22 protein-coding genes, 1 other RNA gene and 2 pseudogenes are annotated in these 23,510 nt (G+C 42.4%); 10 read left to right on the top strand and 15 right to left on the bottom strand.

Annotated elements, in window-relative coordinates; genetic code table 11:
• Nucleotides 1–247: 247 nt before the first annotated feature.
• Complete coding sequence (argS, locus tag H6G08_RS21750) at nt 248–2,014, bottom strand: arginine--tRNA ligase (RefSeq protein WP_190546676.1); 1,767 nt, start codon at nt 2,012–2,014, stop codon at nt 248–250.
• Between the two features lie 112 nt (nt 2,015–2,126).
• Here argS and H6G08_RS21755 point away from each other — a divergent pair.
• Nucleotides 2,127–2,432, top strand: a pseudogene (locus H6G08_RS21755) (Uma2 family endonuclease); the annotation flags it as partial.
• Nucleotides 2,433–2,626: 194 nt separating this feature from the next.
• On the opposite strand, the gene H6G08_RS21760 reads toward H6G08_RS21755, so the two are convergent.
• The gene (locus tag H6G08_RS21760) at nt 2,627–3,220 is read right to left on the bottom strand and encodes a macro domain-containing protein (protein WP_190546678.1); all 594 of its coding nucleotides are present in this window, start codon (nt 3,218–3,220) and stop codon (nt 2,627–2,629) included.
• Between the two features lie 139 nt (nt 3,221–3,359).
• On the opposite strand from H6G08_RS21760, the gene H6G08_RS21765 reads away from it, so the two are divergent.
• Together H6G08_RS21765 and H6G08_RS21770 are read left to right on the top strand one after the other, a co-directional pair.
• Nucleotides 3,360–3,809, top strand: coding sequence for an element excision factor XisH family protein (locus tag H6G08_RS21765; RefSeq protein ID WP_190546680.1), 450 nt, complete (start codon nt 3,360–3,362; stop codon nt 3,807–3,809).
• Nucleotides 3,764–4,096 (top strand): XisI protein, encoded by a 333-nt coding sequence (locus H6G08_RS21770; protein WP_190546682.1) that lies wholly within the window; start codon nt 3,764–3,766, stop codon nt 4,094–4,096. The genes H6G08_RS21765 and H6G08_RS21770 overlap by 46 nt, the downstream gene beginning before the upstream one ends.
• Before the next feature lie 68 nt (nt 4,097–4,164).
• Here the strand turns inward: H6G08_RS21770 and ssrA are convergent.
• The 12 genes from ssrA to H6G08_RS21830 form a co-directional block, all read right to left on the bottom strand.
• Nucleotides 4,165–4,553, bottom strand: a transfer-messenger RNA (tmRNA) gene (gene ssrA / locus H6G08_RS21775).
• Between the two features lie 313 nt (nt 4,554–4,866).
• Nucleotides 4,867–5,814 (bottom strand): F0F1 ATP synthase subunit gamma, encoded by a 948-nt coding sequence (locus tag H6G08_RS21780; protein ID WP_190546744.1) that lies wholly within the window; start codon nt 5,812–5,814, stop codon nt 4,867–4,869.
• Between the two features lie 98 nt (nt 5,815–5,912).
• Nucleotides 5,913–7,433 carry a F0F1 ATP synthase subunit alpha gene (gene atpA / locus H6G08_RS21785; RefSeq protein WP_190546684.1) on the bottom strand — a complete coding sequence of 507 codons (1,521 nt, stop codon included), beginning with the start codon at nt 7,431–7,433 and terminating at the stop codon, nt 5,913–5,915.
• Nucleotides 7,434–7,495: 62 nt separating this feature from the next.
• Entirely contained in the window at nt 7,496–8,050 is a 555-nt protein-coding gene (gene atpH, locus H6G08_RS21790; RefSeq protein WP_096644096.1) for an ATP synthase F1 subunit delta, read from the bottom strand.
• Nucleotides 8,050–8,607 carry a F0F1 ATP synthase subunit B gene (locus H6G08_RS21795; protein WP_190546686.1) on the bottom strand — a complete coding sequence of 186 codons (558 nt, stop codon included), beginning with the start codon at nt 8,605–8,607 and terminating at the stop codon, nt 8,050–8,052. Before H6G08_RS21795 ends, atpH begins: the two co-directional genes overlap by 1 nt.
• Nucleotides 8,608–8,818: 211 nt before the next feature.
• On the bottom strand, nt 8,819–9,250 hold the full coding sequence (locus tag H6G08_RS21800) for a F0F1 ATP synthase subunit B' (RefSeq protein ID WP_096644094.1): 432 nt from the start codon (nt 9,248–9,250) through the stop codon (nt 8,819–8,821).
• Nucleotides 9,251–9,428: 178 nt separating this feature from the next.
• On the bottom strand, nt 9,429–9,674 hold the full coding sequence (gene atpE, locus H6G08_RS21805) for an ATP synthase F0 subunit C (RefSeq protein WP_008233924.1): 246 nt from the start codon (nt 9,672–9,674) through the stop codon (nt 9,429–9,431).
• A gap of 152 nt (nt 9,675–9,826) precedes the next feature.
• Nucleotides 9,827–10,591, bottom strand: a complete 765-nt coding sequence (gene atpB / locus H6G08_RS21810) for a F0F1 ATP synthase subunit A (RefSeq protein ID WP_190546689.1) — start codon at nt 10,589–10,591, stop codon at nt 9,827–9,829.
• Nucleotides 10,592–10,651: 60 nt separating this feature from the next.
• The gene (locus tag H6G08_RS21815; protein WP_190546691.1) at nt 10,652–11,092 is read right to left on the bottom strand and encodes an ATP synthase subunit I; all 441 of its coding nucleotides are present in this window, start codon (nt 11,090–11,092) and stop codon (nt 10,652–10,654) included.
• A gap of 638 nt (nt 11,093–11,730) precedes the next feature.
• The gene (locus H6G08_RS21820; RefSeq protein ID WP_190546693.1) at nt 11,731–12,264 is read right to left on the bottom strand and encodes a PEP-CTERM sorting domain-containing protein; all 534 of its coding nucleotides are present in this window, start codon (nt 12,262–12,264) and stop codon (nt 11,731–11,733) included.
• Nucleotides 12,265–12,504: 240 nt separating this feature from the next.
• Nucleotides 12,505–13,707: a class I SAM-dependent methyltransferase gene (locus H6G08_RS21825; RefSeq protein ID WP_190546695.1), complete on the bottom strand. Its 1,203-nt coding sequence runs from the start codon at nt 13,705–13,707 to the stop codon at nt 12,505–12,507.
• A gap of 123 nt (nt 13,708–13,830) precedes the next feature.
• A complete protein-coding gene (locus tag H6G08_RS21830; RefSeq protein WP_190546697.1) occupies nt 13,831–14,361 on the bottom strand; it encodes a hypothetical protein in 531 nt (176 codons plus the stop codon).
• Nucleotides 14,362–14,793: 432 nt separating this feature from the next.
• Between H6G08_RS21830 and H6G08_RS21835 the strand changes: the two are divergent.
• The 7 genes and pseudogenes from H6G08_RS21835 to H6G08_RS21865 form a co-directional block, all read left to right on the top strand.
• Nucleotides 14,794–18,024: pseudogene (locus H6G08_RS21835) on the top strand (phycobilisome rod-core linker polypeptide); the annotation flags it as partial.
• Nucleotides 18,025–18,484: 460 nt separating this feature from the next.
• On the top strand, nt 18,485–18,970 hold the full coding sequence (gene apcA, locus H6G08_RS21840) for an allophycocyanin subunit alpha (protein WP_190546701.1): 486 nt from the start codon (nt 18,485–18,487) through the stop codon (nt 18,968–18,970).
• A gap of 65 nt (nt 18,971–19,035) precedes the next feature.
• Nucleotides 19,036–19,524 (top strand): allophycocyanin subunit beta, encoded by a 489-nt coding sequence (gene apcB / locus H6G08_RS21845; RefSeq protein ID WP_190546703.1) that lies wholly within the window; start codon nt 19,036–19,038, stop codon nt 19,522–19,524.
• A 240-nt stretch (nt 19,525–19,764) separates the two neighbouring features.
• Entirely contained in the window at nt 19,765–19,971 is a 207-nt protein-coding gene (locus H6G08_RS21850; RefSeq protein WP_045870451.1) for a phycobilisome linker polypeptide, read from the top strand.
• A 278-nt stretch (nt 19,972–20,249) separates the two neighbouring features.
• Nucleotides 20,250–20,582, top strand: coding sequence for a flavoredoxin (locus H6G08_RS21855; protein ID WP_190546705.1), 333 nt, complete (start codon nt 20,250–20,252; stop codon nt 20,580–20,582).
• A gap of 13 nt (nt 20,583–20,595) precedes the next feature.
• Complete coding sequence (locus H6G08_RS21860) at nt 20,596–20,865, top strand: hypothetical protein (protein WP_190546707.1); 270 nt, start codon at nt 20,596–20,598, stop codon at nt 20,863–20,865.
• A 175-nt stretch (nt 20,866–21,040) separates the two neighbouring features.
• On the top strand, nt 21,041–22,237 hold the full coding sequence (locus H6G08_RS21865) for a glycosyltransferase family 4 protein (protein ID WP_190546710.1): 1,197 nt from the start codon (nt 21,041–21,043) through the stop codon (nt 22,235–22,237).
• Here the strand turns inward: H6G08_RS21865 and H6G08_RS21870 are convergent.
• Nucleotides 22,198–23,388 carry a glycosyltransferase family 4 protein gene (locus H6G08_RS21870; RefSeq protein ID WP_190546712.1) on the bottom strand — a complete coding sequence of 397 codons (1,191 nt, stop codon included), beginning with the start codon at nt 23,386–23,388 and terminating at the stop codon, nt 22,198–22,200. The genes H6G08_RS21865 and H6G08_RS21870 overlap by 40 nt on opposite strands.
• Nucleotides 23,389–23,510: the final 122 nt, after the last annotated feature.

A 23,510-nucleotide genomic window follows, 5' to 3' on the forward strand; every position in this document is an offset into this window, starting at 1 on the left:
AATTGCTAAACCCTTTAGCATTGCTAAATTGAACCAATTTGTACGAAAGAAAAATTTCCTCAAAAAACAATAAAAAAGTTCCACATATTTATGTAGAACTTTTTGCGAAAAATATAAATTGAGTTTTCAATCAATCAAACACAAAACCCTAGTACAACAAGACACTACCTGTCACAAAATCTCAAAATATAATACTGTTGACTGTTGACTGTTGACTGTTGACTGTTGACTGTTGACTGTTGACTTACTAGATTCTTTCTAACACCTGAATTCCCAACAGTGATAAACCTAACTTTAACGTTCTCGCCGTTAAATTGCACAGAACTAACCGAGATGTCCGCCAAGGTTCCTCTGCACCCAAAACCTGAACCCCTTGATTGCGATCGTAAAACTGATTAAACTTCTTACTCAGTTCATACAAATATTCACACAACCGATTCGGCATTAAATCTTGTTCTACAGTATTAATAACTTCATCGAGTTGCAATAAATATTTTGCCAATGCTAACTCTGTTTCATGTTCTAAAATAACCTTGGCATTATTTCCCAACTCTTCAAAGTTAATCTCACCCTTACGACTAATTCCCTGAACCCTGGCGTAAGCATACAGCATATAAGGAGCCGTATTACCTTTGAGATCCAGCATTTTATCGTAACTAAAAATGTAGTTACTGGTGCGGTTTTGGCTTAAGTCAGCATATTTAACTGCACTAATACCAATTACCTCAGCAACATTATTAATAAACTCTTCAGTTTCTTCCCGTTGTTCTTCTTTCAATCTCGCTTCTAAATCTGTCCGAGTCCGAGAAATTGCTTCATCTAACAAATCCCGTAACCTAACAGTATCTCCAGAACGAGTTTTAAATTTCTTCCCATCTTCCCCTAGCACCAAACCAAAAGGTACATGAATTAATTCCACATCATCAGGAATCCAGCCAGCTTTACGCGCTACTTGAAAGAATTGGGCAAAGTGATTTGATTGTCCAGCATCTGTGACATAAATTATCCGCTTCGCTTCATCTTTTTGAATCCGGTAACGTAAAGCGGCTAAATCTGTCGTTGCGTAGTTATAACCACCATCAGATTTTTGTACAATCAACGGCAAAGGTTCACCTTCTCTATTAGTAAACCCTTCCAAAAATACACATTTTGCACCTTGGTTTTCTACCAGCAATCCAGATTTTTCTAAATCTTCCACAATTCCTGGTAGTAAAGGATTATAAAAAGATTCGCCCCGTTCTTTGACATCAACATCGAGTAAATCGTAAATTACCTGAAATTCATGTCTTGATTGTTCGCACAGCAATTTCCAAGCATGGATTGTATCTTCTGCACCAGCTTGTAATTTGACAACTTCTTGTCTCGCTGTTTCTTGGAAGGCTTCATCTGCATCAAAACGTTGTTTAGCTTTACGGTAAAAGCTAACTAAATCGCCAATATCTAAAGCATTTGCAGTAGTTAAAGCTTCTGGGTAAACTTCCCTCAGATAGGCGATTAACATCCCAAATTGAGTACCCCAATCACCCACATGATTTAACCGCAAAACATCATGTCCGAGAAATTCTAAAATCCGGGCAATACTATCACCAATAATAGTAGAACGTAGATGCCCAACATGCATTTCCTTCGCAATATTCGGACTGGAAAAATCAACAATTTCTCGCTGTGGTGTTTTTGCAGTTGGTACACCTAAGCGCGAATCTGCGTGAATTGCGTTGATTTGTGCTTCCAGGTATGTGGGTTTCAGCTTAAGATTGATAAACCCAGGCCCAGCAATCTCTGGCGGTTCGCAGATTTCTGACACATCTAGATTATCCGCGATCGCAGTGGCAATTTGCCTTGGTTGCTTTCCTAATCTTTTACTCAAAGATAAAGCCACATTCGCCTGATAATCTCCAAACTTCGGATTGCTAGCAGTCACCAAAATCGGATCTACTCCAGCATAATCAGCGCCAAACGCAGCCACCAAGGCCTGTGCAAATTGATGTTTTAGTTTTTCTTGTGTAGCGTTCATATATAAATGTTATCTGTGACAGGCGTAATGTGACTGTTGAAAGGTACATATTCTCAGGAGCTTGATTATTTTAACCTTAAAATATAGCCACCTACTCTAACTCAAGACTGTCATGGTACAGTACAACCCCCTTGACTGTCTGCCATCCGCAGCAGAACTTCCCGACTCTGATGACACCCCGATAGATAACGAACTGCAAAACCTCATCCCTAATTTACTAGAAGCGATTTTAGCTCTAGCATAAAATGACCGCGCTGACTGGTTTTTTGGTGTGGATATGGGCATTTATTCTGCACCATTAAAACCGCCATGAGTACCAGATAGATTTCTCAGCTTAGGAATAGAACATTTTGTAGAAAAAGAGGAACGCTTAAGTTATATCCTATGGGAAGAGGCAAGTACTGTTCCTATCTTAGCCTGAGAAGTCTTCTCCAAAAGCTTTGATGGCGAATACGAACAGAAAAAAACTGATATTTGGATAATAGCAAGTGCGATCGCTATCAAAACTGGACTTACGCCAAAATCCCCAAAATCGTTATACCAATTAAAAGAATGCGACCGATGGTAGGGGCATGGCAGTGCCATGCCCTCTAAAATATATTGATGTGACGCTTAACAACTTCCTTCCCAAATCAAAAGTTGTCTAGAAGCTGCAACAAAACAGTTAAGATGCTTCGGTGGGTAAAGAAAATGATCGTAGGCTAACGCCATCTGTCTAGCAGCCTCACTATATGGTACTCGGCCGATTCCCGTACCTAAACCAGGACAAGCAATGCTATTAATTTTATACTGTGAGTTTTGGTTATGTTGTCGCACCGACAACAGCATGGCCCACATCGCTACATAAGGAACATCTGTGCCAATAATAGACATAGGAACTCGCATTGTCGGCGTATGCGCTAAAAATGGATGTAATGGATGACCAGTTTCTACAATCATTGACGTTCCTACTGGCTGTTCGCCTAAATACCTTGTCAGTATTTGTTGCTGGACTATTTCCATCAATGCACTACCAAAAAACTTGATAATGGCAGCATCTATCCCACCATCCATCATCCCAAATGAATTACCAGGGCTAACTAAACAGTCATAGTTCGGTAACCACTCAAAGTAGTCATTAACGATTTCAACATTAGGCAAATAATAAAAATGTTCTTGAAATGCTGCTGCTAATGATGAATCGGGCGCTACTAATATCAGTTTCAAGCTTTATTCCTCCGCTTGAATACTGATTATACACGCATTCATTTTTCAGAAACTTAAGATACCTGTCAACATTATTGTGGCTTTACTTGTTTCTCAGGTATCAATAGATTGTAAACACATAGTCACCTAAATTTACATTGTGTCTGCTAGAGATGCCTTTCATGAAGTTGTCAAAATTGCTCTCCAGAAGGATAATTGGTTGATTACCCACGATCCTTACCCTCTACAAGCTGGTATATTTGACCTTGCCATTGACCTCGGTGCAGAAAAAGTGATTGCAGCCCAAAGGGAAGGATGGAAAATTGCTGTAGAAATTAAAAGTTTCCTAGGCCCATCAAAAATTTCAGAGTTTTACACAGCCTTGGGACAATTCATAGCATATAGATCAGCCTTAAATATCCAAGATCCAAAACGAGTTTTATATCTAGCAGTCTCCAGCGATATTTATGATCGCTTTTTTGTCACACCATTTATTCAGGGACTTATTGAGCAAAACCATCTGCTGTTGTTGATTTACGATATTGATAGGGAGGTAATTGAACGATGGCTACCATCGATGAATACCGAAGACATATCCAAAACTTACTAATCGAACACGCCAAACTAGTATGGGACGAACGTATTCAAGCTCAAACTATTTTTGATACTGAACGCGACCACTACCAACTAGTTTATGTTGGTTGGCGCGGTTCAAAGCGAATGTATGGCACTGTCCTTCACCTCGATATTATCAATGACAAAATTTGGGTTCAGCAGGACGGAACCGAGGTTGGTGTCGCTAATCAATTAGTTGAACTCGGTGTACCAAAACAAGACATCGTTTTGGGCTTTGATCCACCAAAGATGCGTCATTACACTGACTTTGCAGTAGGCTAATCGCAGTTATATTCAAAAACAAAATCCACCTGAATACAAAATTATCAGGTGGACTTATTAAATATTTTTAGTGGATCCGAGCAGAGTCGAACTGCTGTCCAGCCTGGGTATTAACCCCCCGCTCATTCACAGGTTTAGCCTATCTGACCCTCAAGGCGGGAATCGTTCATTATCCCGAACGTAGGATGCTCTGATTAAGTCTTAGCTAGCAAGCCAACCAGAGAACACTTGCTAGAGCATCCGTTGGGGTTGGTCTCTAGCCCTTAACGGAGTCGGACTAAAGACGCTCGAACCTATAAGAGGCTATTAGGCAGCAACTAGGGCTTCCTTACGAGCAAATTTTACGATGTTATTCGCATTTACTTTTGTTTTGAGCCTTTGATTTGCGAGAGGAGACTCACTCTCGACCTGAATCACAGAGCAGCGTTCGCCAACCTGTCGAAACCGTGACGGACCCATGTGCTTCATACTTCAATTATAATACACGGATTTTCAATTGTGTGTGCGGACAAAAAAATTTGTCTGTAGTCAATAGTCAATAGTCAATAGTCAATAGTCAATAGTCCAATGACAAATGACAACACTTCGGCAGAGCTTCAGTGCATCGCTGAAAAATGACAAATGACCAATGACCAATGACAAATGACGAATGACAGCTTTCACGCAAAATCCACAAGATACAGCTTTACCCTAAAACTCAAAATAGCCAACTGCTAACTTAAAATAACTAGCAATTGGCTATTTATGAGAAATCAACAATTGACAAGTCCCTAAGTTAACGCTTCCGCACCACCCACAACTTCTAGAAGTTCTTGGGTAATTGCCGCTTGTCGAGCTTTGTTGTAAGACAAAGATAGGGTTCTGATCAATTCACCGGCGTTATCGCTGGCGTTGTTCATTGCTGTCATCCGTGCTGCTAGTTCGCTAGCTGCTGATTCTTGCAACGCCCGTAATAGCTGGTTGCTAAGATATAAAGGCAACAAAGAATCCAGAATTTGTACTGGATCTTGTTCAAAAATCATATCGCGAGACAAAGGACGAACTTCAGTAGTCACTTTTTGCCGTTCTACTTGAAATTGACCGCCACGGGTTGTCAAGCGGAAGATTTCGTCATCAGCTGCTTCTAAACCTTGAGCATCTAAAGGTAGCAAGGTTTGCACAACTGGACGAGAACTAACCAAGGAGACAAATCGGGTGTAAATTAATTCGATCCGGTCTACACTTTCCGACAAGAACAAAGACAACAACTCGTCAGCGATTTTGTTAGCTTCGGCTGCGGTAGGAATTTGTTCTAAGCCACTGTAGGTAGCATCGATAGGTTGGTTACGGCGTTGGAAGTATTGGATTGACTTGCGACCTACCAACACAAATTTGTAATCTATACCTTCAGCTTGCAGTTCCTTCACACGGTTTTCAGCGCGACGGATGACGTTACTATTGTAACCGCCACACAAACCGCGATCGCCTGCGATGACTAACAGCCCTACTGTTTTAACTTCCCGCTTTCTCAACAGGGGTAAGTTAGCTTCTTCAAACCGCAGCCGGGTTTGCAGACCGTATAAAACTTGCGCTAGTTTATCCGCAAAAGGACGGGTAGCTAATACTTGCTCTTGCGCCCGGCGTACTCTCGCCGCAGCAACCAGCCGCATAGCTTCTGTGATTTTTTTGGTGTTTTTGACCGACTGAATGCGATCGCGTATTGCTTTAAGATTAGGCATATTCTTGAGTTCTGAGTCAATAGTCAATGGTCAATAGTCCAAAGTCAAGAGTCGAGAGTTTTTTGACTGTTGACTCTTGACTGTTGACTCTTGACTAATTACACTGTCGCCTTGAAGGTCTTCTTGAATTCGGTTAGCGCTTCCTTCAAAGCAGCTTCTTCAGCGTCACCTAATGCTTTAGAAGATTTCACTGCTTCAGCGTACTGAGGTTTGCCTGTCTTTAAGTAATCGCGGAGACCTCTGGTAAAGCTGGTAACTTTTTCTACTGGGATATCATCTAAATAACCGTTGATACCCGCATAGAGAACTGCTACTTGCTCGTATACAGACAGGGGGTCATTTTGGGGCTGCTTCAGGAGTTCCCGTAAGCGCTGACCGCGTGCCAATTGGTCTTGAGTAGCTTTATCTAAGTCAGAAGCAAATTGCGCGAAGGCTTGCAGGTCGTCAAATTGTGCTAGTTCCAATTTAATCTTACCGGCAACTTTTTTCATTGCCTTGGTTTGTGCCGCAGAACCTACACGGGATACAGAGATACCGGGGTTTACAGCGGGACGGATACCAGCGTTGAACAAGTCAGAAGACAAGAAGATCTGACCGTCGGTAATCGAAATTACGTTGGTGGGGATGTATGCGGATACGTCACCTGCTTGGGTTTCGATGATGGGTAGAGCGGTCATGCTACCTTTACCCAATTCATCACTCAGTTTCGCTGCTCTTTCTAACAAGCGAGAGTGAATGTAGAATACGTCTCCGGGGTAAGCTTCCCGTCCGGGTGGACGACGCAACAGCAAGGACATTTGGCGATAAGCTTGGGCTTGCTTGGAAAGGTCGTCGTAAATTACGAGAGTAGCTTTGCCTTTGTACATGAAGTACTCAGCAATGGTGGCTCCGGTGTAGGGAGCGAGGAATTGTAGGGTTGCAGGGTCACTGGCGTTAGCGGCGACGACTACGGTGTAGTCCATTGCGCCTTTGTCTTGCAGTGTTTGAACAACGTTAGCAACGGTGGAAGCTTTTTGGCCGACAGCAACGTATACACAAACTACATCTTCACCTTTTTGGTTGATGATTGTGTCAATTGCGATCGCTGTTTTACCAGTTTGACGGTCACCAATGATTAACTCGCGCTGACCGCGACCGATGGGAATCATGGAGTCGATAGCTGTAATCCCGGTTTGCATCGGTTCGTGTACAGAACGACGAGCAATAATACCAGGTGCTGGAGATTCAATCAAACGGCTTTCTGTGGTCTTGATATCTCCCTTACCATCGATAGGACGACCTAAGGCGTCAACCACTCGTCCAATCAATGCTTCCCCTACGGGTACTTGGGCAATTCTGCCGGTAGCAGTTACAGAGCTACCTTCTTGAATTTCCCGACCTTCACCCATTAACACCGCACCCACGTTGTCTTCTTCTAAGTTTTGGGCGATGCCAACTGTACCGTCTTCAAATTCTAATAGCTCCCCAGCCATAGCCTTTTCCAGACCATAGATCCGGGCAATACCGTCACCGACTTGCAGCACGGTACCGACGTTAGCAACTTTGACATCTTGGTCGTATTGCTCGATTTGCTGTTGAATAATGCTACTAATTTCGTCAGGTCTGATTGAAATGCTCATGTGTCTAACTTTTTTTTTGGGAGACGGAACAGAGTAATCGGTTCACCGAAACTACTGAATTTCTATGAACTGCTTAAGCGCAAAGAAAGGCGGCGCAACTGACCTCGTAAACTAGCGTCAATTACCTGCGAGCCGACTTTAATGATCAAACCACCAATTAAGTCGCGGTCGGTGTTGATTTCCAGTTCTACTTGGCGAGCATTAGTGATGGAAAGAACCTTTTCTTTTACAGCTTGTTGTTGAGCTTCTGTGAGGGGAACGGCTGAAGTTACTTCCGCTAATACGGTTTGATTCAGCTCGCGCAACAACGTTAAATACTGCTGTAAAATCTGCTCTAAGAAGAAAATCCGCCGCTTATCTACTAGCAGCTGCAAAAATTTGCGTAAGTAGGGATTTGCGCCATCACCCAAGATTTGAGTAATGACTGCTTTTTTCTGATCCGGCTTAATAAACGGGTTGTCAATTAAGTTTTGCAGTGGTGCTGAATTTTTCAACAAATTCAACAAAGCCCGCGCATCTTCACCAAATTCTTCTGTCAGATTCTGGGATTTAGCAATTGACATCAAAGCCTGAGCGTAAGGTTGGGCGACTTCGGCTGTTTCTACATTACTTTTCATCAGCGTCCTCCCACCTGCGCGATACTGCGGTCAATTATTGTTTGTTGAACATCGTCAGCAATACCAGCCCGCAGTTCTGACTCGACTTTTTGCAATGCCAATGCAGCTACACGCTGCCGTAATTCGGCTAGCGCTCGCTCTCTTTCTGTATTCAAATCTGCTGCTGCTGTTTGTTTTAAGCGTTCCACATCTTGTGCTGCTTTTGCCAATACAGCGTCTTTCGCAGCTTGAGCGCTTTCTTCGGCAGCTTGGCGGATGCGTTGTGCTTCTGCCTGAGCTTGAGTTAACTGCTCTTGCGCCTGAGATAAAGCTGTTTGCGCCTCTTTTTGGCGTTTTTCTGCTTCCCGAACTGCGGTTTCAATTTTTGACCGTCGCTCGTTCAGGATATTGCTTAAAACTTTACGTCCGAAGTAGAATAATATGCCAATCAGAATCGCTAGGTTAATGAGATTGGTTTCTAGTATGTCTAGGTTTAGACCGAAACCACCTTCTGCTGCGCCTTCTGCTAATTCAGAGTGTTCTGTGGCAAGTAATAAGAATGTGCCCATGTTACCCATCTACAAGTGCGCTGCTTGCTAATACGTTGTATTTTCCCGCAGGGAAATAAAGTTACTTAATGCCGCAGGGAAATAAAGTTACTTAACCCCGAAGGCAAATTAAGTGGCTTAACTTCCCGAAGGAAAAAAGTGCCTTTTGCTGACACTTAATTAAGCGCTGTGGGTGAAGTGCCCATTTGCGCGTATGCTTTCACAGAACCTATACTGTCGCTTATCTAGCGAGAGTCGGCCCTAATAGTTTTTCTAGAATTTGTCTGCTTAGAGCATCAACTTGTTGTTCTAACTCGCTAAAAGCTCGTTGTTTTTGTTGCTCTATTTCAATAGCAGCGCGTTCTCTTTCTTGTTGAGCTTCCTGTTGCGCCTCAGCGATTTTTTGGGCAGTAATTTTCTTAGCTTCCAACTGAGCAGATTCTATACTAGCTTGCGACTGCCTGCGAGCGTCTGCTAGCTGCTGCTCGTATTCCTGGGTTAAGCGTTCGGCTTTAGCCAAGCGTTCTTTAGCTTCAAGGGTATTCGTTCGGATGTAATTATCGCGATCGTCCAGCACCTTGGTCAGTGGCTTATAGAAAATTACATTCAACAAAGCTGCTAACAACAGGAACTGCAATGCCATTAATGGCAAAGTAGCATCGAAATCAAACATTTCTCTCCTCTTTGGCTGGAGTAGCAGTTTTCATGGCTAGCAATAACATCCAACCGTTTATATTTTAGGAACCCTTAGCCAACAAGGGTAACTTACATCAGAACGATTCAATACCCAAAAGCTTTGAATTGTAGAGTCGTGAAGATTCACGGCTCTACAATCATAAAACTTTTAGGGATTAGGAAAATGGGTTAGCAAACAGCAATACTAGCGCGATTACCAGACCGTAGATGGTTAGGGATTCCATGAACGCCAAGGTTAACAGTAGAGTACCCCGAATTTTGCCTTCTGCTTCGGGTTGACGGGCGATACCTTCTACTGCTTGACCTGCAGCATTACCTTGACCGATACCAGGGCCAATTGCAGCTAAACCAATTGCGAGAGCAGCAGCCAGAACTGAAGCAGCAGAAACTAATGGATCCATGATGATTTTCCTTGCTTGAAGTACAGAACTAACAAAAGTAGGTTAACTAGTAAAGACGTGGTTTCCACGCTGCACCAAGTTCTCACAAATCGCGCTGGGCGATGTTTTGAGCATCTAGGCTCGTCGGAACTGTGCTTATCTACTGAGAAGCTTTAGTGATGCTCCTCATGCTCATCTCCACCATGTCCCTCTAAGGCCTCGTGAATATATGCCCCAGCTAGGGTAGCAAATACCAGGGCTTGAATGGCACTGGTAAATAAGCCCAAAGCCATTACAGGCAGAGGTATAAATAGAGGAACAAGCAGAACCAGCACCGCTACAACCAATTCATCCGCCAATATATTCCCGAATAGACGGAAGCTTAGGGAGAGGGGCTTGGTGAAATCTTCTAGGATCGCGATCGGCAACAGGACAGGCGTTGGCTCAATATACTTTTTAAAGTAGCCCAAACCCCGCTTGCTAAAACCCGCGTAAAAATACGCCAAAGAAGTCAGCAATGCCAATGCTACGGTCGTATTGATGTCATTGGTGGGAGCTGCTAATTCACCAGATGGTAACTTAATTAGTTTCCAAGGGATAAGAGCGCCTGACCAGTTCGATACGAAGATAAACAAGAACAAGGTACCCAGGAATGGCACCCAAGGGCGGTACTCTTTCTCACCAAGTTGGTTTTTTGCTAGATCCCGAATAAATTCTAGGGCATATTCCATTAAGTTTTGGATGCCACGAGGAATTCTTTGGGCATTGCGAGTAGCAGCTAGTGAAGCTATTACTAGCAGGCCAATCACAAACCATGAGGTGAGAAAAACTTGCCCATGAATTTTCAGATTTCCCAGCTGCCAGTAGAAATGATGACCTACTTCTAACGAGGCGAGGGGAAATGTATTAAAGGCGTTTAAGACACTAAGCATTTGCATTCTTCAAGCATTTTCCCCAACGAGCGAGGATGGGAGTATTTTCTTTGTGAGCCTGACTTGTTAAGAATCAGGAAGAAACGCAGTTTGCACGGTGTAGACGAGGAGCGTGGCTTTGTAAGTTAGAAATCCCAAGAATATGGGCAATATCTTTAGCTCATGCCATTGAGTTGCTAATACAATCAACCCAATAAATAGAGCAAAACGACTTTTACTCAGACGCTTTTTCTCACCACCGAGTCGCTCAACGTCTTTGGCCAGCATTTTTAAGTAAACCACACCTGTACACGCCCCAATCAAATAATTCAGAGCAATGTTCAGTGAATAAAAAATCCACACAGAGATAAATACAATCCCTGTTATGACAAGTGTGATTACCAACAACTTCTGGTAGAGTTGATAGAACTCCTCCATAGAGTTTACTCGTTCTTCGTCCTCGGAACCAGATTGAGCATTTTGTGTTGTTGTTGGAGTCGATGCAGTTGATTCGTCTGACAAGCTCACGAGACTCGAAACCAGTACAGCTAAGGATGATGACTGCACATCCAGTCAGCTGAATCATATCACGATCTGGTAACAATACTTTAGAAAAAAACAATTAACTTCTTTTCAGCAAACAGCAACTCCCCAAGTTAGTGAGGTGAAGAGATTGAGAAAGCTCTAAATGCAAGGTTAGAGTCTATTGAGAGTTTCCCCAATACTGGGCTAAGTTACTATTCGGTAATGTCATCAGTGTGAATACGTAAAACTCCCAATTGTAGTGGGTGTAGTGAGTAGAGGCTAGTTAAGTTGATGGGGATTTTTAGCGACTCTAACTTCAGAGTTCCCAGAAATTTTGTGAGCGATCGCCTGTCTTGAAATTAGGGGTTAGAGGCTAGGGGCTAGGGACTAGGGAAGAGCGATTTTCATGTTGTGGTTGTGGGTTTTTCCCATGAGGGGCTAACTAGCAAGAGAAATCTAAGTTTTGAGGTTGTTAATTCAGAGGTAGGCGATACAGCTATACTACCAGATTCAAAACAAAACAATATGAATGCCCCAAGAGAAGCACAGGCAATCTCTGGGGCATAAGGTTTTTGTTTATAGTCACAATGGTTTTTGCACCCCGTTTAACTAACTAGTTAACAGTGGTTATGGTTGATGAATTAGGCTTTGGCTGCTAATTCTGCTTTTTTCCGCTTCATCCATGCAGCAAAGCCTACAGCTAGCAAGGAGCCGCCAACTGTCATGGGTTCGGGAACGTTTACAGGCCCAGTGGTATCGCCATTGACTATCCCACTCGCATTAATGCTGTTAACGACTGCGAAACGTACTGGCCCAGGTTTGGTAAATGAACTGAGTACAGAAAATCTCAAGTTTGTAAATTCCTTATTTGCTGATGCAGTCTGGGAACTACCAATTAACAAAAAGACCGTATCTATTGTATTTTGTACGACAGCAAAGGCTGGTGGTGCATTTACTTCAGTTACACCGGATAATTGAGACAATGTCAGACTACTCAAGCCTCCCAGCTTTTCATTAGGTGAGTCAGCAAATACACCGTAATTGTATTTATTAAGGTTACCCGCTTCCTGTCCCAGGAACTTGATGCTCGCTGCTTCAGCAGGTTTAGCATTCACAGCCGCAACAGTTAAGGCTAGGCTTGCAGCAGCAACACTCACATGTTTAGTTAATTTCATCCGCAAATTCTCTGAATGACTACAGTACGATTATTTAAGTACAACCTCTGATGCGAGGTTGTAACTAATGTATCTTATGAATTTTGGGTACTGATGCAAAAAGAGTAGCTTTTAGGAAATCTTTATATGAAAGTAATTTTTATTAAAGTTTGCATCAATATATATTTTGTGAGCAAAAAAAATCCGGAACGTTGCAAACGACCGGAGCGTAAGAAAAATACAGTATTTTTAGCAGCGAAATCAAGCTGGTGTTAACAAAATCAACTGCTGTTTCACCAATTTTCTGACATCATCCAAATTTATCTGCACATCAGCTAATATTGCTGCCACTGTATAATTACCATTACAGCGTTGTAGGAATTCCAATTCTGCTAACGATAGATTAACTATTTGGTAATCGTAGTTAAAAATACATTGACTGGGAAAACCCTCTATACAAGGATTCAATTCGGGAATCGCTTGTAATAGGGTGTTATCATCTGACCAATCGGCTTTGGTAATTGGGGGACGCCCAAGAAAAAATTCGTAATGGGTAACTTCTGGATCGAGTAATTCAATTAAACGGTAAATTTGGCGTTGGCGTAGCCCGCCGGAGGCATCGCTCAACTGATTTGCTCTTTCAATTAACTCTGGTGCTTTCGCTAACAGTCTTTCCAATTGCCAAAAACCAGGATTAGAGAAGCCAATAAACTCTAAACCAGAAGCATCAATTAATTCAAACAGAGTCTCAATATTGTAATCAATCTCTTGGGGATGAACGTACATATCAGCAAAGTTTTCATCCCGATGATTTTCCAGTGACCAGCGCTCTTTTTCGCGCTTGACAATTCGGTTGTTTTCTGGTAAAGAAGAGAATAATTGCCGTCCGACTTGTACGCCATCGCGATAATCGCCGCGTTTGTCACCTTGAAGGAGAGCGATCGCTTTTTGCATGAGTTGAATTTCCCAGCGTCCCAACTCACCATAGACAAAAATGTGCATTAAGCCGCCTGGCGCTAGCTTCTTCGCTAAGGCTTGAATACCGCCAATTGGGTCAGAAGTATGATGTAAAACACCCACGCAATTAATTAAATCAAACTCACCTGGTAGCTGTTCCACATCAAACAAGCTGAGGTGATGAAACTCAACGCGATCGGCTTTAGAACGCTGACAACGCTCTTTGGCTACAGCTAAAGCACCAGCACTCAAATCGATACCAACAACGGAAGCTTGGGGATTGAGGTGAACTAAATATTCTGTACCCACCCCAGTACCGCAACCAGCATCTAAAATGCGGATGTCTTGCTTTTGCGGTTTTTGACCAGTACAAAAATTGTAAGCAGCGAGCCAATTCCAGCGCCAGTTATAACCTGGAGGTGGTTCATCTAGCAGTGGTTCTGGAGGAAAGGGGTAAGTGTTGTAAAGTTGAGCAACAGCAGCACTAACAGTTTGGGCGTCGGACATAACAAGTAATTTTGGCGGCAAAATTGAGTTTACCAGATGTAGTTTGCCACTTAACTACTCAAATTATTTCCGTCTTAGCTGTTGCCTACCTCTACAAATAAATTCACAAATCAAGTAATAGTGCTAAATATCGCATTGATTGGTTTGGCAATATTTAGCATTATTGATTGCATCTTGAAGACTGCTCAAGGAAATTATCTGAAATGCCGAACCACCTTGCACTTCAGCAGTGATATATGCATATTTTTGACCGCGAGAGAAGAGGTCTCGACCAACCTTAATTACATTACGAGACTTTTGATAATCGTTAGCAATGCTGGAATTATAAATATTTTGAATTAATTTTACTGCTTTACTATTTTTCTGCGTAAATTTCAGGCTGGAGTCACCACTGATTGTGATTCCCTCTTTAGTTACTGTCCCATTCTGAGAAGTAACATCAGCATAAAAATACAATTTACCTTTGGTGCCATCATAACCATGCGATTCGCTGTTATATTTGAGCGCTGGTAACATGGCTTTAGTTTTGACCCAATTGACGACAGTACGAATATTTTGTCCTGGTAAAGCATGAGCAGGAGCCAGGGAAAGACTTACAGCCAAAGTAGATACAGCCAGAGAAAGCTTTAAATAAAAGATGTGACTCTTGAACATAGTATTTAAACTTTAATTTATGTGTCAATAAAAACATTATAACTTGCGTATAAGAAAGGATCGCTAAATCCATTGAGTAGCCAAGAAAGCAAATAACCAATGACAAATGACTAATGACCATTGACTAATGACCATTGACTGCGAAAATATTTGTGTAGGTTTTGATCAAGAATAGATACAAAACTTAGTCTAAATCTCAGGGAAGCAAGAGTATTAGCTCTGGAACTTAGCGTCTGGATACGTCAGATTCTACATACTTCTTAATAAATCAACAGGGAAGCCGCAAAACGTTCTAATCTAAAAGCTGACTGGGTTAATTTACTGGCAGTTTTGAAGGCGGTACTCTTAAGGCATGACTACACCGATGTGTCAAGCCTCAAAGCGACCCAGACTTAACACATAAATGATTATGATGGGAGTTTTAAAAATCCGATGAGTGTTAAGGCAAGTGGTGGAAGCTCGGTTGCGCGTCCGCAACTATATCAAACCCTAGCAGTAGCAACAATTTCCCAAGCGGAACAGCAAGACCGCTTTTTGGGGACTGGTGAACTAAATGAACTGGCAAGCTATTTTGCATCTGGTGCAAAGCGTTTAGAGATTGCCCAGACGCTCACGGAAAATTCCGAGATTATTGTATCTCGGGCAGCCAACAGAATTTTTGTTGGTGGCTCGCCAATGTCTTTTTTAGAGAAACCAAGAGAAGCAGAATTGGCTATGGCTGGTGCTGCTAGTGGGAATGTTCAAGAAGGCATGAAACTAGGTACTGTTACCTATGTGGAAAGTCGGGGTGGATTTTTTGAAAATTTACGCTCTATCTTTAACAGTTCTCCTAGCGGCCCAACCCCTCCAGGTTTTAGACCGATTAACGTGGCTCGTTATGGCCCTAGCAATATGGCCAAGAGCTTGCGGGACTTATCCTGGTTCTTGCGCTATGCTACATACGCGATCGTGGCAGGCGACCCCAGTATCATTGTGGTGAATACCAGGGGTTTGCGGGAAATTATTGAAAATGCTTGTTCTGGTGAAGCAACAATTGTGGCTTTACAAGAAATCAAAGCAGCATCACTCTCATTTTTCCGTCAAGATGCTAAGGCGACTGAGATTGTATCTCAGTACATGGATGTGTTGCTGACAGAATTTAAAGCCGCAACACCTTCCAATAAAGTGCGTCAACGTCCTTCTAATGACCAGCAAGGGTTACAACTGCCACAAATCTACTTTGAAGCGGCAGAACGGCGTCCCAAGTTTGTGATGAAGCCTGGGTTATCAGCCAGTGAAAAGAATGAGGTAGTGAAAGCTGCTTATCGGCAAATCTTTGAGCGCGACATCACCCGTGCTTATAGCTTGTCTATCTCTGACATAGAATCTAAGGTGAAGAACGGCGACATCTCGATGAAAGAGTTTGTCCGTCGGCTTACCAAATCTCCCCTTTACCAAAAACAGTTTTACCAGCCTTTTATTAACAGCCGTGTAATCGAATTGGCTTTCCGTCACATTTTGGGACGGGGGCCAAGTAGTCGTGAAGAAGTACAAAAATACTTCTCGATTATTTCTAATGGTGGTCTACCTGCTTTAGTAGATGCTTTGGTGGATTCACAAGAATATAGCGACTACTTTGGTGAAGAGACAGTACCTTACCTGCGTGGTTTGGGTCAAGAAGCACAAGAATGTCGTAACTGGGGGCCGCAACAAGACCTGTTTAACTACAGTGCGCCTTTCCGCAAAGTACCTCAGTTTATTACAACATTCGCTGCTTACGATCGCCCATTACCAGATCAGCATCCTTACGGTTCTGGTAACGACCCATTAGAAATCCAATTTGGCGCGATTTTCCCGAAAGAAACCCGCAATCCCAGTACCAGTCCTGCGCCTTTTGGCAAGGATACCAAGCGGATATTAATTAACCAAGGGCCGGGAATTAATAGCCAAGTTAGCAATCCTGGAGCTAGAGGTGAGTTTCCTGGTAGCTTAGGGCCTAAAGTCTTCCGGTTGGATCAACTGCCAGGCACAATTGGTAAAAAAGCTGCCAAAGGTGCAAGCATTAAGTTCTCCGAAAGCTCTACCCAAAAGGTAATCAAAGCTGCATACCTGCAAGTTTTCGGTCGTGATGTTTACGAAGGTCAGCGCTTAACAGTCCAAGAAATTAAGCTAGAAAACGGACAAATTTCTGTCCGGGAATTTATCCGTGCTTTGGCTAAGTCGGATGTATTCCGCAAAACCTACTGGACTTCGCTGTATGTTTGTAAAGCGATTGAATACATTCACCGTCGCTTGTTAGGTCGTCCTACCTACGGTCGTCAAGAAATTAACAAATATTTTGACATCGCGGCGAAACAAGGCTTTTATGCTGTAGTAGATACGATTATCAACAGCGTAGAATACAGTGAAGCATTTGGTGAGGATACAGTACCTTACGAACGCTACCTGACTCCGGCTGGTGTTGCATCTAGAAAACTGCGCGTTGGCAGTATCCGTGAAGATGTAGGTGGTAAAGTCCAGAAGCAAGAAACACCACTGTTTGTCACCTTGGGTACAGTTAAGGATAACCGGACAGAACCAGATATTCAATTCCGCATTAACCAAGGTGTTAGCAAGCAACGGGAACAAACCAAAATCTTCAAGCAAGTGGCAAATATCAACGATAAAGCTGCTGTGCAGACGTTGATTAGTGCTGCTTACCGTCAGATTTTTGAACGGGATGTTGCACCTTACATTGCGAAAAACGAATTTTCAGCTTTAGAAAGCAAACTCAGCAACGGGGAAATTACTGTTAAAGAATTCATTGAAGGTTTAGGTTACTCTAACCTGTACATCAAAGAGTTCTACACTCCTTACCCCAACACCAAGGTAATTGAATTAGGAACTAAGCACTTCTTAGGCCGCGCACCTTTAAATCAGGCAGAAATCCGCAAGTATAACCAAATTTTGGCTACTCAAGGGATTCGCGCCTTTATTGGTGCTTTGGTAAATAGTGCAGAGTATGGCGAAGTATTTGGTGAAGATACAGTACCTTACCGTCGCTTCCCAACTCTACCTGCGGCTAACTTCCCGAATACTGAAAAGCTGTACAACCAGCTGACTAAGCAAAATGATGATTTGGTAGTACCTAGCTTTAAGCCTGTACAACCACGCCTAGCTTTGGCTGGTTCATCATCTAATGGCAGTTCTTATGCTGATTTGGGTCGTTCTTCCAGCAGCGTTCAAGGACAATTTGGTGAAGTTACTGTAGCTAGCAACCGTTCCAAGCCTGCACGCATTTATCGTTTGAGCCAAGGTGCAAACCAAGCGGAAGCGCAATCGGTAATCAATGCTATTTACTCTCAGGTATTGGATGTATTTAGCAATGAAATCCCTGCTAATTACCGCTTAACTGCATTAGAGAGCAAACTGCAAGCTGGCGAAATCTCCGTGCGGGAGTTTGTGTGCGAACTAGCTAGTTCTGATATCTATTGCGATCGCTTCTACACTCCTTACCCCAGTGCTAAAGTAATTGAGTTCCTCTGCCGTCACCTGTTGGGACGCGCACCAGAAACTCCAGGCGAAATCAGCGAGTACAACAAGCTGTTAGCTAGCCGTGGTTTGAGAGCTGCTGTTGAAGCCATTGTCAATAGTGCAGAGTATGCTCGCTTCTTCGGTGAAGATGTAGTGCCTTACGCACGCTTTTAATCGTTGAGCGCAGTTAACTCTTAATCTTTAATAGTCACAGGTCAAGAGTTCAAGATGTTGGACTCTTGACCCGATTCAGTGCTGAATACTGATAACTCAGCAATCATTCAGCACTGTTTAGTCGTGACTATTGACGGTAAAGCCGTAACCTTTCGTAACATTCCTTTCAGACTCTTAACCTTTCGCTAAATCTGAAAAAGAATATTACAAAATGTTAAGAGCAGTCATAAATGCTCAACAGAATGCCGGAGAATGTTTTGCGGAAGGTAACTAAATTTTCGCCGCTTGCGTAGTAGATATTGACTACAAGCAGTTCTTCTAACAACACAGATGACATTTTTGTCAAGTGTTTGTTCTGAAGAATTAACTAGAAAAAAGCTACCGTTATCCAAAATTTAAAGTCGCACCAGTTTTAATTAAAATTCTGGTTTAATTCGTAGATTGGAGGAATCCATTAATGAGTATCGTCACGAAGTCCATCGTGAATGCTGATGCAGAAGCCCGCTACCTCAGCCCTGGTGAGTTAGATCGGATCAAGACCTTTGTTAGCGGCGGTGAGCGTCGTCTGCGGATTGCACAAATCTTAACTGAAAACCGCGAGCGTCTAGTTAAGCAAGCTGGCGAACAAGTTTTCCAAAAGCGTCCTGACGTAGTATCTCCTGGTGGAAACGCTTACGGTCAAGAATTGACAGCTACCTGCTTACGCGACTTAGACTACTACTTGCGTCTAGTTACCTACGGAATCGTTTCTGGCGACGTAACCCCCATCGAAGAAATCGGTGTAATCGGCGCTCGTGAAATGTACAAGTCCTTAGGTACTCCTATCGAAGGTATTACTGAAGGTATCCGTGGTTTAAAGAGCGGCGCTTCTGCATTACTGTCTGCTGATGATGCAGCTGAAGCTGGTTCTTACTTCGACTACGTAGTTGGTGCCCTCTCCTAGGTTAAAGCGGTTTCGCTGCTAAAACCGAAGTATTGTAATACGGTTGGAAAAAAGGAATTAACAACATGGCTCAAGACGCAATTACCTCTGTCATTAACTCTGCAGACGTTCAAGGTAAATATCTAGACGCTTCTGCTTTAGACAAACTCAAAAACTACTTTGCAAGTGGCGAACTTCGCGTACGTGCTGCTAGCACCATCAGCGCTAACGCTGCTGCGATCGTTAAAGAAGCTGTAGCTAAATCTTTGTTGTACTCTGACGTTACCCGTCCCGGCGGTAACATGTACACCACCCGTCGCTACGCTGCTTGTATCCGCGACTTGGATTACTACCTCCGCTACGCTACCTACGCTATGCTAGCTGGCGATCCTTCCATCCTCGATGAGCGCGTACTCAACGGTTTGAAAGAAACCTACAACTCCTTGGGCGTTCCCGTTAGCTCTACCGTACAAGCTATCCAAGCTATCAAAGAAGTAACCGCTAGCTTGGTAGGTTCTGATGCTGGTAAAGAAATGGGTGTTTACCTAGACTACATCTCCTCTGGCTTAAGCTAAGAGTTAGTTGGCACTTAATATTTTAGGTGCGGCTTAATTGAGGTCTGGAAATCAATCGTGAGTGCTAGAGCGTTTATCGCTTACCTTGGTTGAAATAATCAATTATGATGAGTGTTAGTGGTCTAGTATTGATGCTTGATTTCCAGCCTTTGCAGTGATTAATTTAAAGAATTTGTCTTAAAAAACGCTCCCCTTTTTTGAAATAAAAAAGTTTTCACAATTACTACAGGAGAATCTAAGATGGCCCGGTTGTTTAAAGTTACTGCTTGTGTACCCAGTCAAACCCGAATTCGCACCCAACGCGAACTACAAAATACCTACTTCACCAAGTTAGTACCCTTCGAGAACTGGTTCCGCGAACAGCAACGCATCATGAAAATGGGTGGCAAAATCGTGAAAGTTGAATTGGCAACTGGTAAGCAAGGTACTAACACTGGGTTGCTGTAATTACCATCTATATAACGAAGATTATTGTAGGGAGTTGCGAAGAGGTCGAGTGAGGCCTCTTTTTTGTTATGGGGCATGGGGCATTGGGCATGGGGCATTGGGTATTTGTCTGTCTTATCCTCCTTGTTCCCTCATTCCCTTCTGATTGATGCGGGGAGTGCGATCGCATTTTGGTAGTTTTGAGTAATGCGATCGCATTGATGTAAATATTTTTTTACTTAAAATATTATTCAATACCGATATTATGCTGTTGTTGATAAAAGAAATGTCATTAGCTTGTGAGCCTAGAAACAATACCAGATGAAGCTTTAGTTGTTAGAGGAGGACGTAATCGTCCAGAAGATATTGAACGATCAATTGGAACACACCCCAGTGGTGTAACTGGAATCTCCGTAGAAAGTGCAGTAGGATTATCTCTAAAGGAACTATGTGCAAAAATTCCTCATGGCCAAATTGGCGTGACAACCGTAGGCGAAATTCGTCAACAAGGGGGTGATGTTATTCGGACATCTGGTAGAAGTCCCCATCATGCTACATTAATAGGCTTAAAACCTGAGCAGATTAGTAATTTGTTGACACCCACAATTGGTAACCCAGCCAAGTCAAATTAGGAGTTCTCAAAATATGGAAAAGCCAAAAGTGTTTGTAGATTTCCATAACGCTGATGTTCAAGGTCGCTTACGCCTTAATTGTACTGGTACGATTGAGGACTTAGCTCATCAGAAAATTTGGTTGCAAAATGGTCAAGAAATAACGCTTTATAGCGAAGATTTAGAAGTAGATGGAATTGTTCAATTTTCAACAACAGAAAATTTGTGGGTAGCTGTTATTGATTGGGACAACATAAAAGAAAAACAAGATGTGTTGATAAAAGAAGACGAAGTTGTTATTTAACAAAGATACTCAATATCCAAAGTCCCAAAGCGATCGCTTTTGTAAGAATAATAAGGAATGCGATCGCATGTAGATAGTTTTGAGAAGTGCGATCGCAAAGCAAAATTAAACTTTACTCCTTTACTCCCATTGTGCAAGAGATAATTACAAGGCGGAAATGAGCTAAAGGACAGTCATGACACGCCTACTTTTCATTACAGAAAGATTTGCGCCAGATTTGGGTGGTTTGGCTAGGAGTGCAACGAGGTTGGTAGGGACGCTGTCACAACTGGGTATAGAGGTTGATGTTGTGACTTGGAGTCGTTATTTACAACCGGGTGAGGTTTTACCACCGGAAAATAAAGAAGCAAAGATTCGTGTTTATCGTATCGGATTATATCGTCATTGGGATATGACGATGCCTCATACATTAAATGTTTTGGAATGGTTACATTCTGCCTCTCGTTATGATGCTGTATGGGGACATTATTTGTTTCCCAGTGGTTTTTTGGCTACTTGGTTTGCCGCACTGGTGGGATTACCCAGTACAGTTAGCGCCCGTGGTAATGATATTGACCGCGAAATGTTTCCACCGGGAGATTTTGCCCGTTTACAATGGACGCTGCAACATGCCAAGGTGATTACGGCGGTAAGTGCTGATATGTCTCGTAAGATTCAGCTATTGAGTGGGCGGGATGATGTATTGGTATTGAAAAATGCGGTTGATACGGAAATATTTTCACCACAGAACAACCCCACCCCCAGCCCCTCCCCGCAAGCGAGGAGGGGGGAAGGAATTACTAGGGAGTCTTTGGGAATTACTCCAGATGAGGTGATTTTGGGATTTTGTGGGGAATTACGGGAGAAAAAAGGGCAGCAGTTTTTGTTGAATGCTTTAACCACAGTTCGACAAGTACATCCTGCTTGTTTGTTAATTATTGGTGAGGTACGCCCTTCTCAAGAGTCTGTGCTGCAATTATATAAAACTAATCAACCAGAAAATGCCCAGAGAATCATTATTACAGGGCATTTACCAAATTCGGAGGCGGTGGCTGAATATTTACGCCTGTGTGATGTTTATCTCCAGCCTTCATTGTGGGAGGGTATGCCAAATGCTTTATTAGAAGCAATGGCTTGTGGTTGTGGTTGTATCGCCAGTGATGCGGGTGGGATTCCGGAGGTGATTACACATGGTAAAGATGGATTTTTGCTACCTCGTTCGCAGTTGCACAAGCTAGGTGAGGCGGTGTTGGAATATTTGACGTTAACAGATGAACAGAAAAATCAAATTAGCCAAGCTGCACGCGATCGCATTTTAACTGAATATTCTCTAGCTCAGGAAAAGTTACAGCTTCAAACTTTAATCGCCCGTTTAATTCCCAATTCTGTATAAGCATGAATTAAAGCTGCGCCAGCATGTTGCCAAGTATAATTATCTTCTATTCGCTGACGGGCGTTTATCGCTAGTTTTTGTCCTAATTCAGGCTCATTTTGCCAGCGTAACACGGCATCTTTAAGAGATTTGGCGGAACCTGGCTTAACTAATAAAAAATGTACTCCGTCTTCTCCTAATTCCCTCACCACTGGTAAATCGCTAGCAATTACAGGTATCCCTGTAGCCATCCCTTCTAAAATCTTTAAAGGACAACAACCTTGAACTAAATTGCGATCGCTTGGCATTAAAGGAGCGAAAATTACATCACTGGTGTGAATATGTGTCACTAATTGAGTTTGAGAAATTGGTTCTAAAATAGTTAATTTATCTGCTACTCCCAGTTTTAATGCTAGCTGTTTTAATACTTTAATTTGATATTCTCTAGCTTGTCCAATAACTTTTAAATTAGCGGTAAATTCTCGGTTAATTAAGGCTAATGCTTCAACGGCTAGATTTACACCTTGCCAAGGTGAAAGTGTACCAAAGTAGATAATTTCTAGTTTGTCATTTGTCATTTGTCTTTGGTTATTGGTAAAGACATTTAAATCTACACCGTTGGGAATTACACGGATTTTATCTAGAGAAATGCCACGATTTTGTAGATATTCGCTGGTGATATTGCTAGGGGTGATAATTAAATCGGCAGCTTCTAAACAAATTTGCTCTTGAGAGTACAATTTATGCAATAATTCTCTATCTTCAGCTACGGCAGGATAGCGATATTTTAACTCGATTGAAGGTAAACCGTTAACTTCAAAAATTAGGCGATCGCAATATTTTTGTTTATTCTTAGCAATGGGAAATCCTTCGTAAATTGAACGTATATGTATAGATTCAAATTGCTTTTCTTGCAACCAATTTAGAAGTAAATATCGAAAATATAAAACTCTGTGAATTAAAGTGTCTCCGATTGCTGGAAATGTAGTTTGTCTAACTTGTGGATAAATTTCTTGAGCATCTATACCTGTTGCTGTAGGAGAAACTGTGATTAAATGAATATCTTCAAAAGCGGTGGCTAAAGCAATAGAAAAAGCTTGTATATGAATAGCTGCACCTTTAGGCGCGGGAACTGTATCAAAAGCAATATAAGCAATTTTTTGTCTATTCATTAATGTATATAAATTCCGTTGACACTTAATTCTCTGTTTGATATACTAACAGCCACATTGTATATATTGCTAATATATAGTAATTATATTTGTTTACATAAATTACTTTTTTTGATGACATC

It is taken from the genome of Calothrix anomala FACHB-343, assembly GCF_014696435.1.
GTDB classification, from domain to species: domain Bacteria; phylum Cyanobacteriota; class Cyanobacteriia; order Cyanobacteriales; family Nostocaceae; genus Aulosira; species Aulosira anomala_A.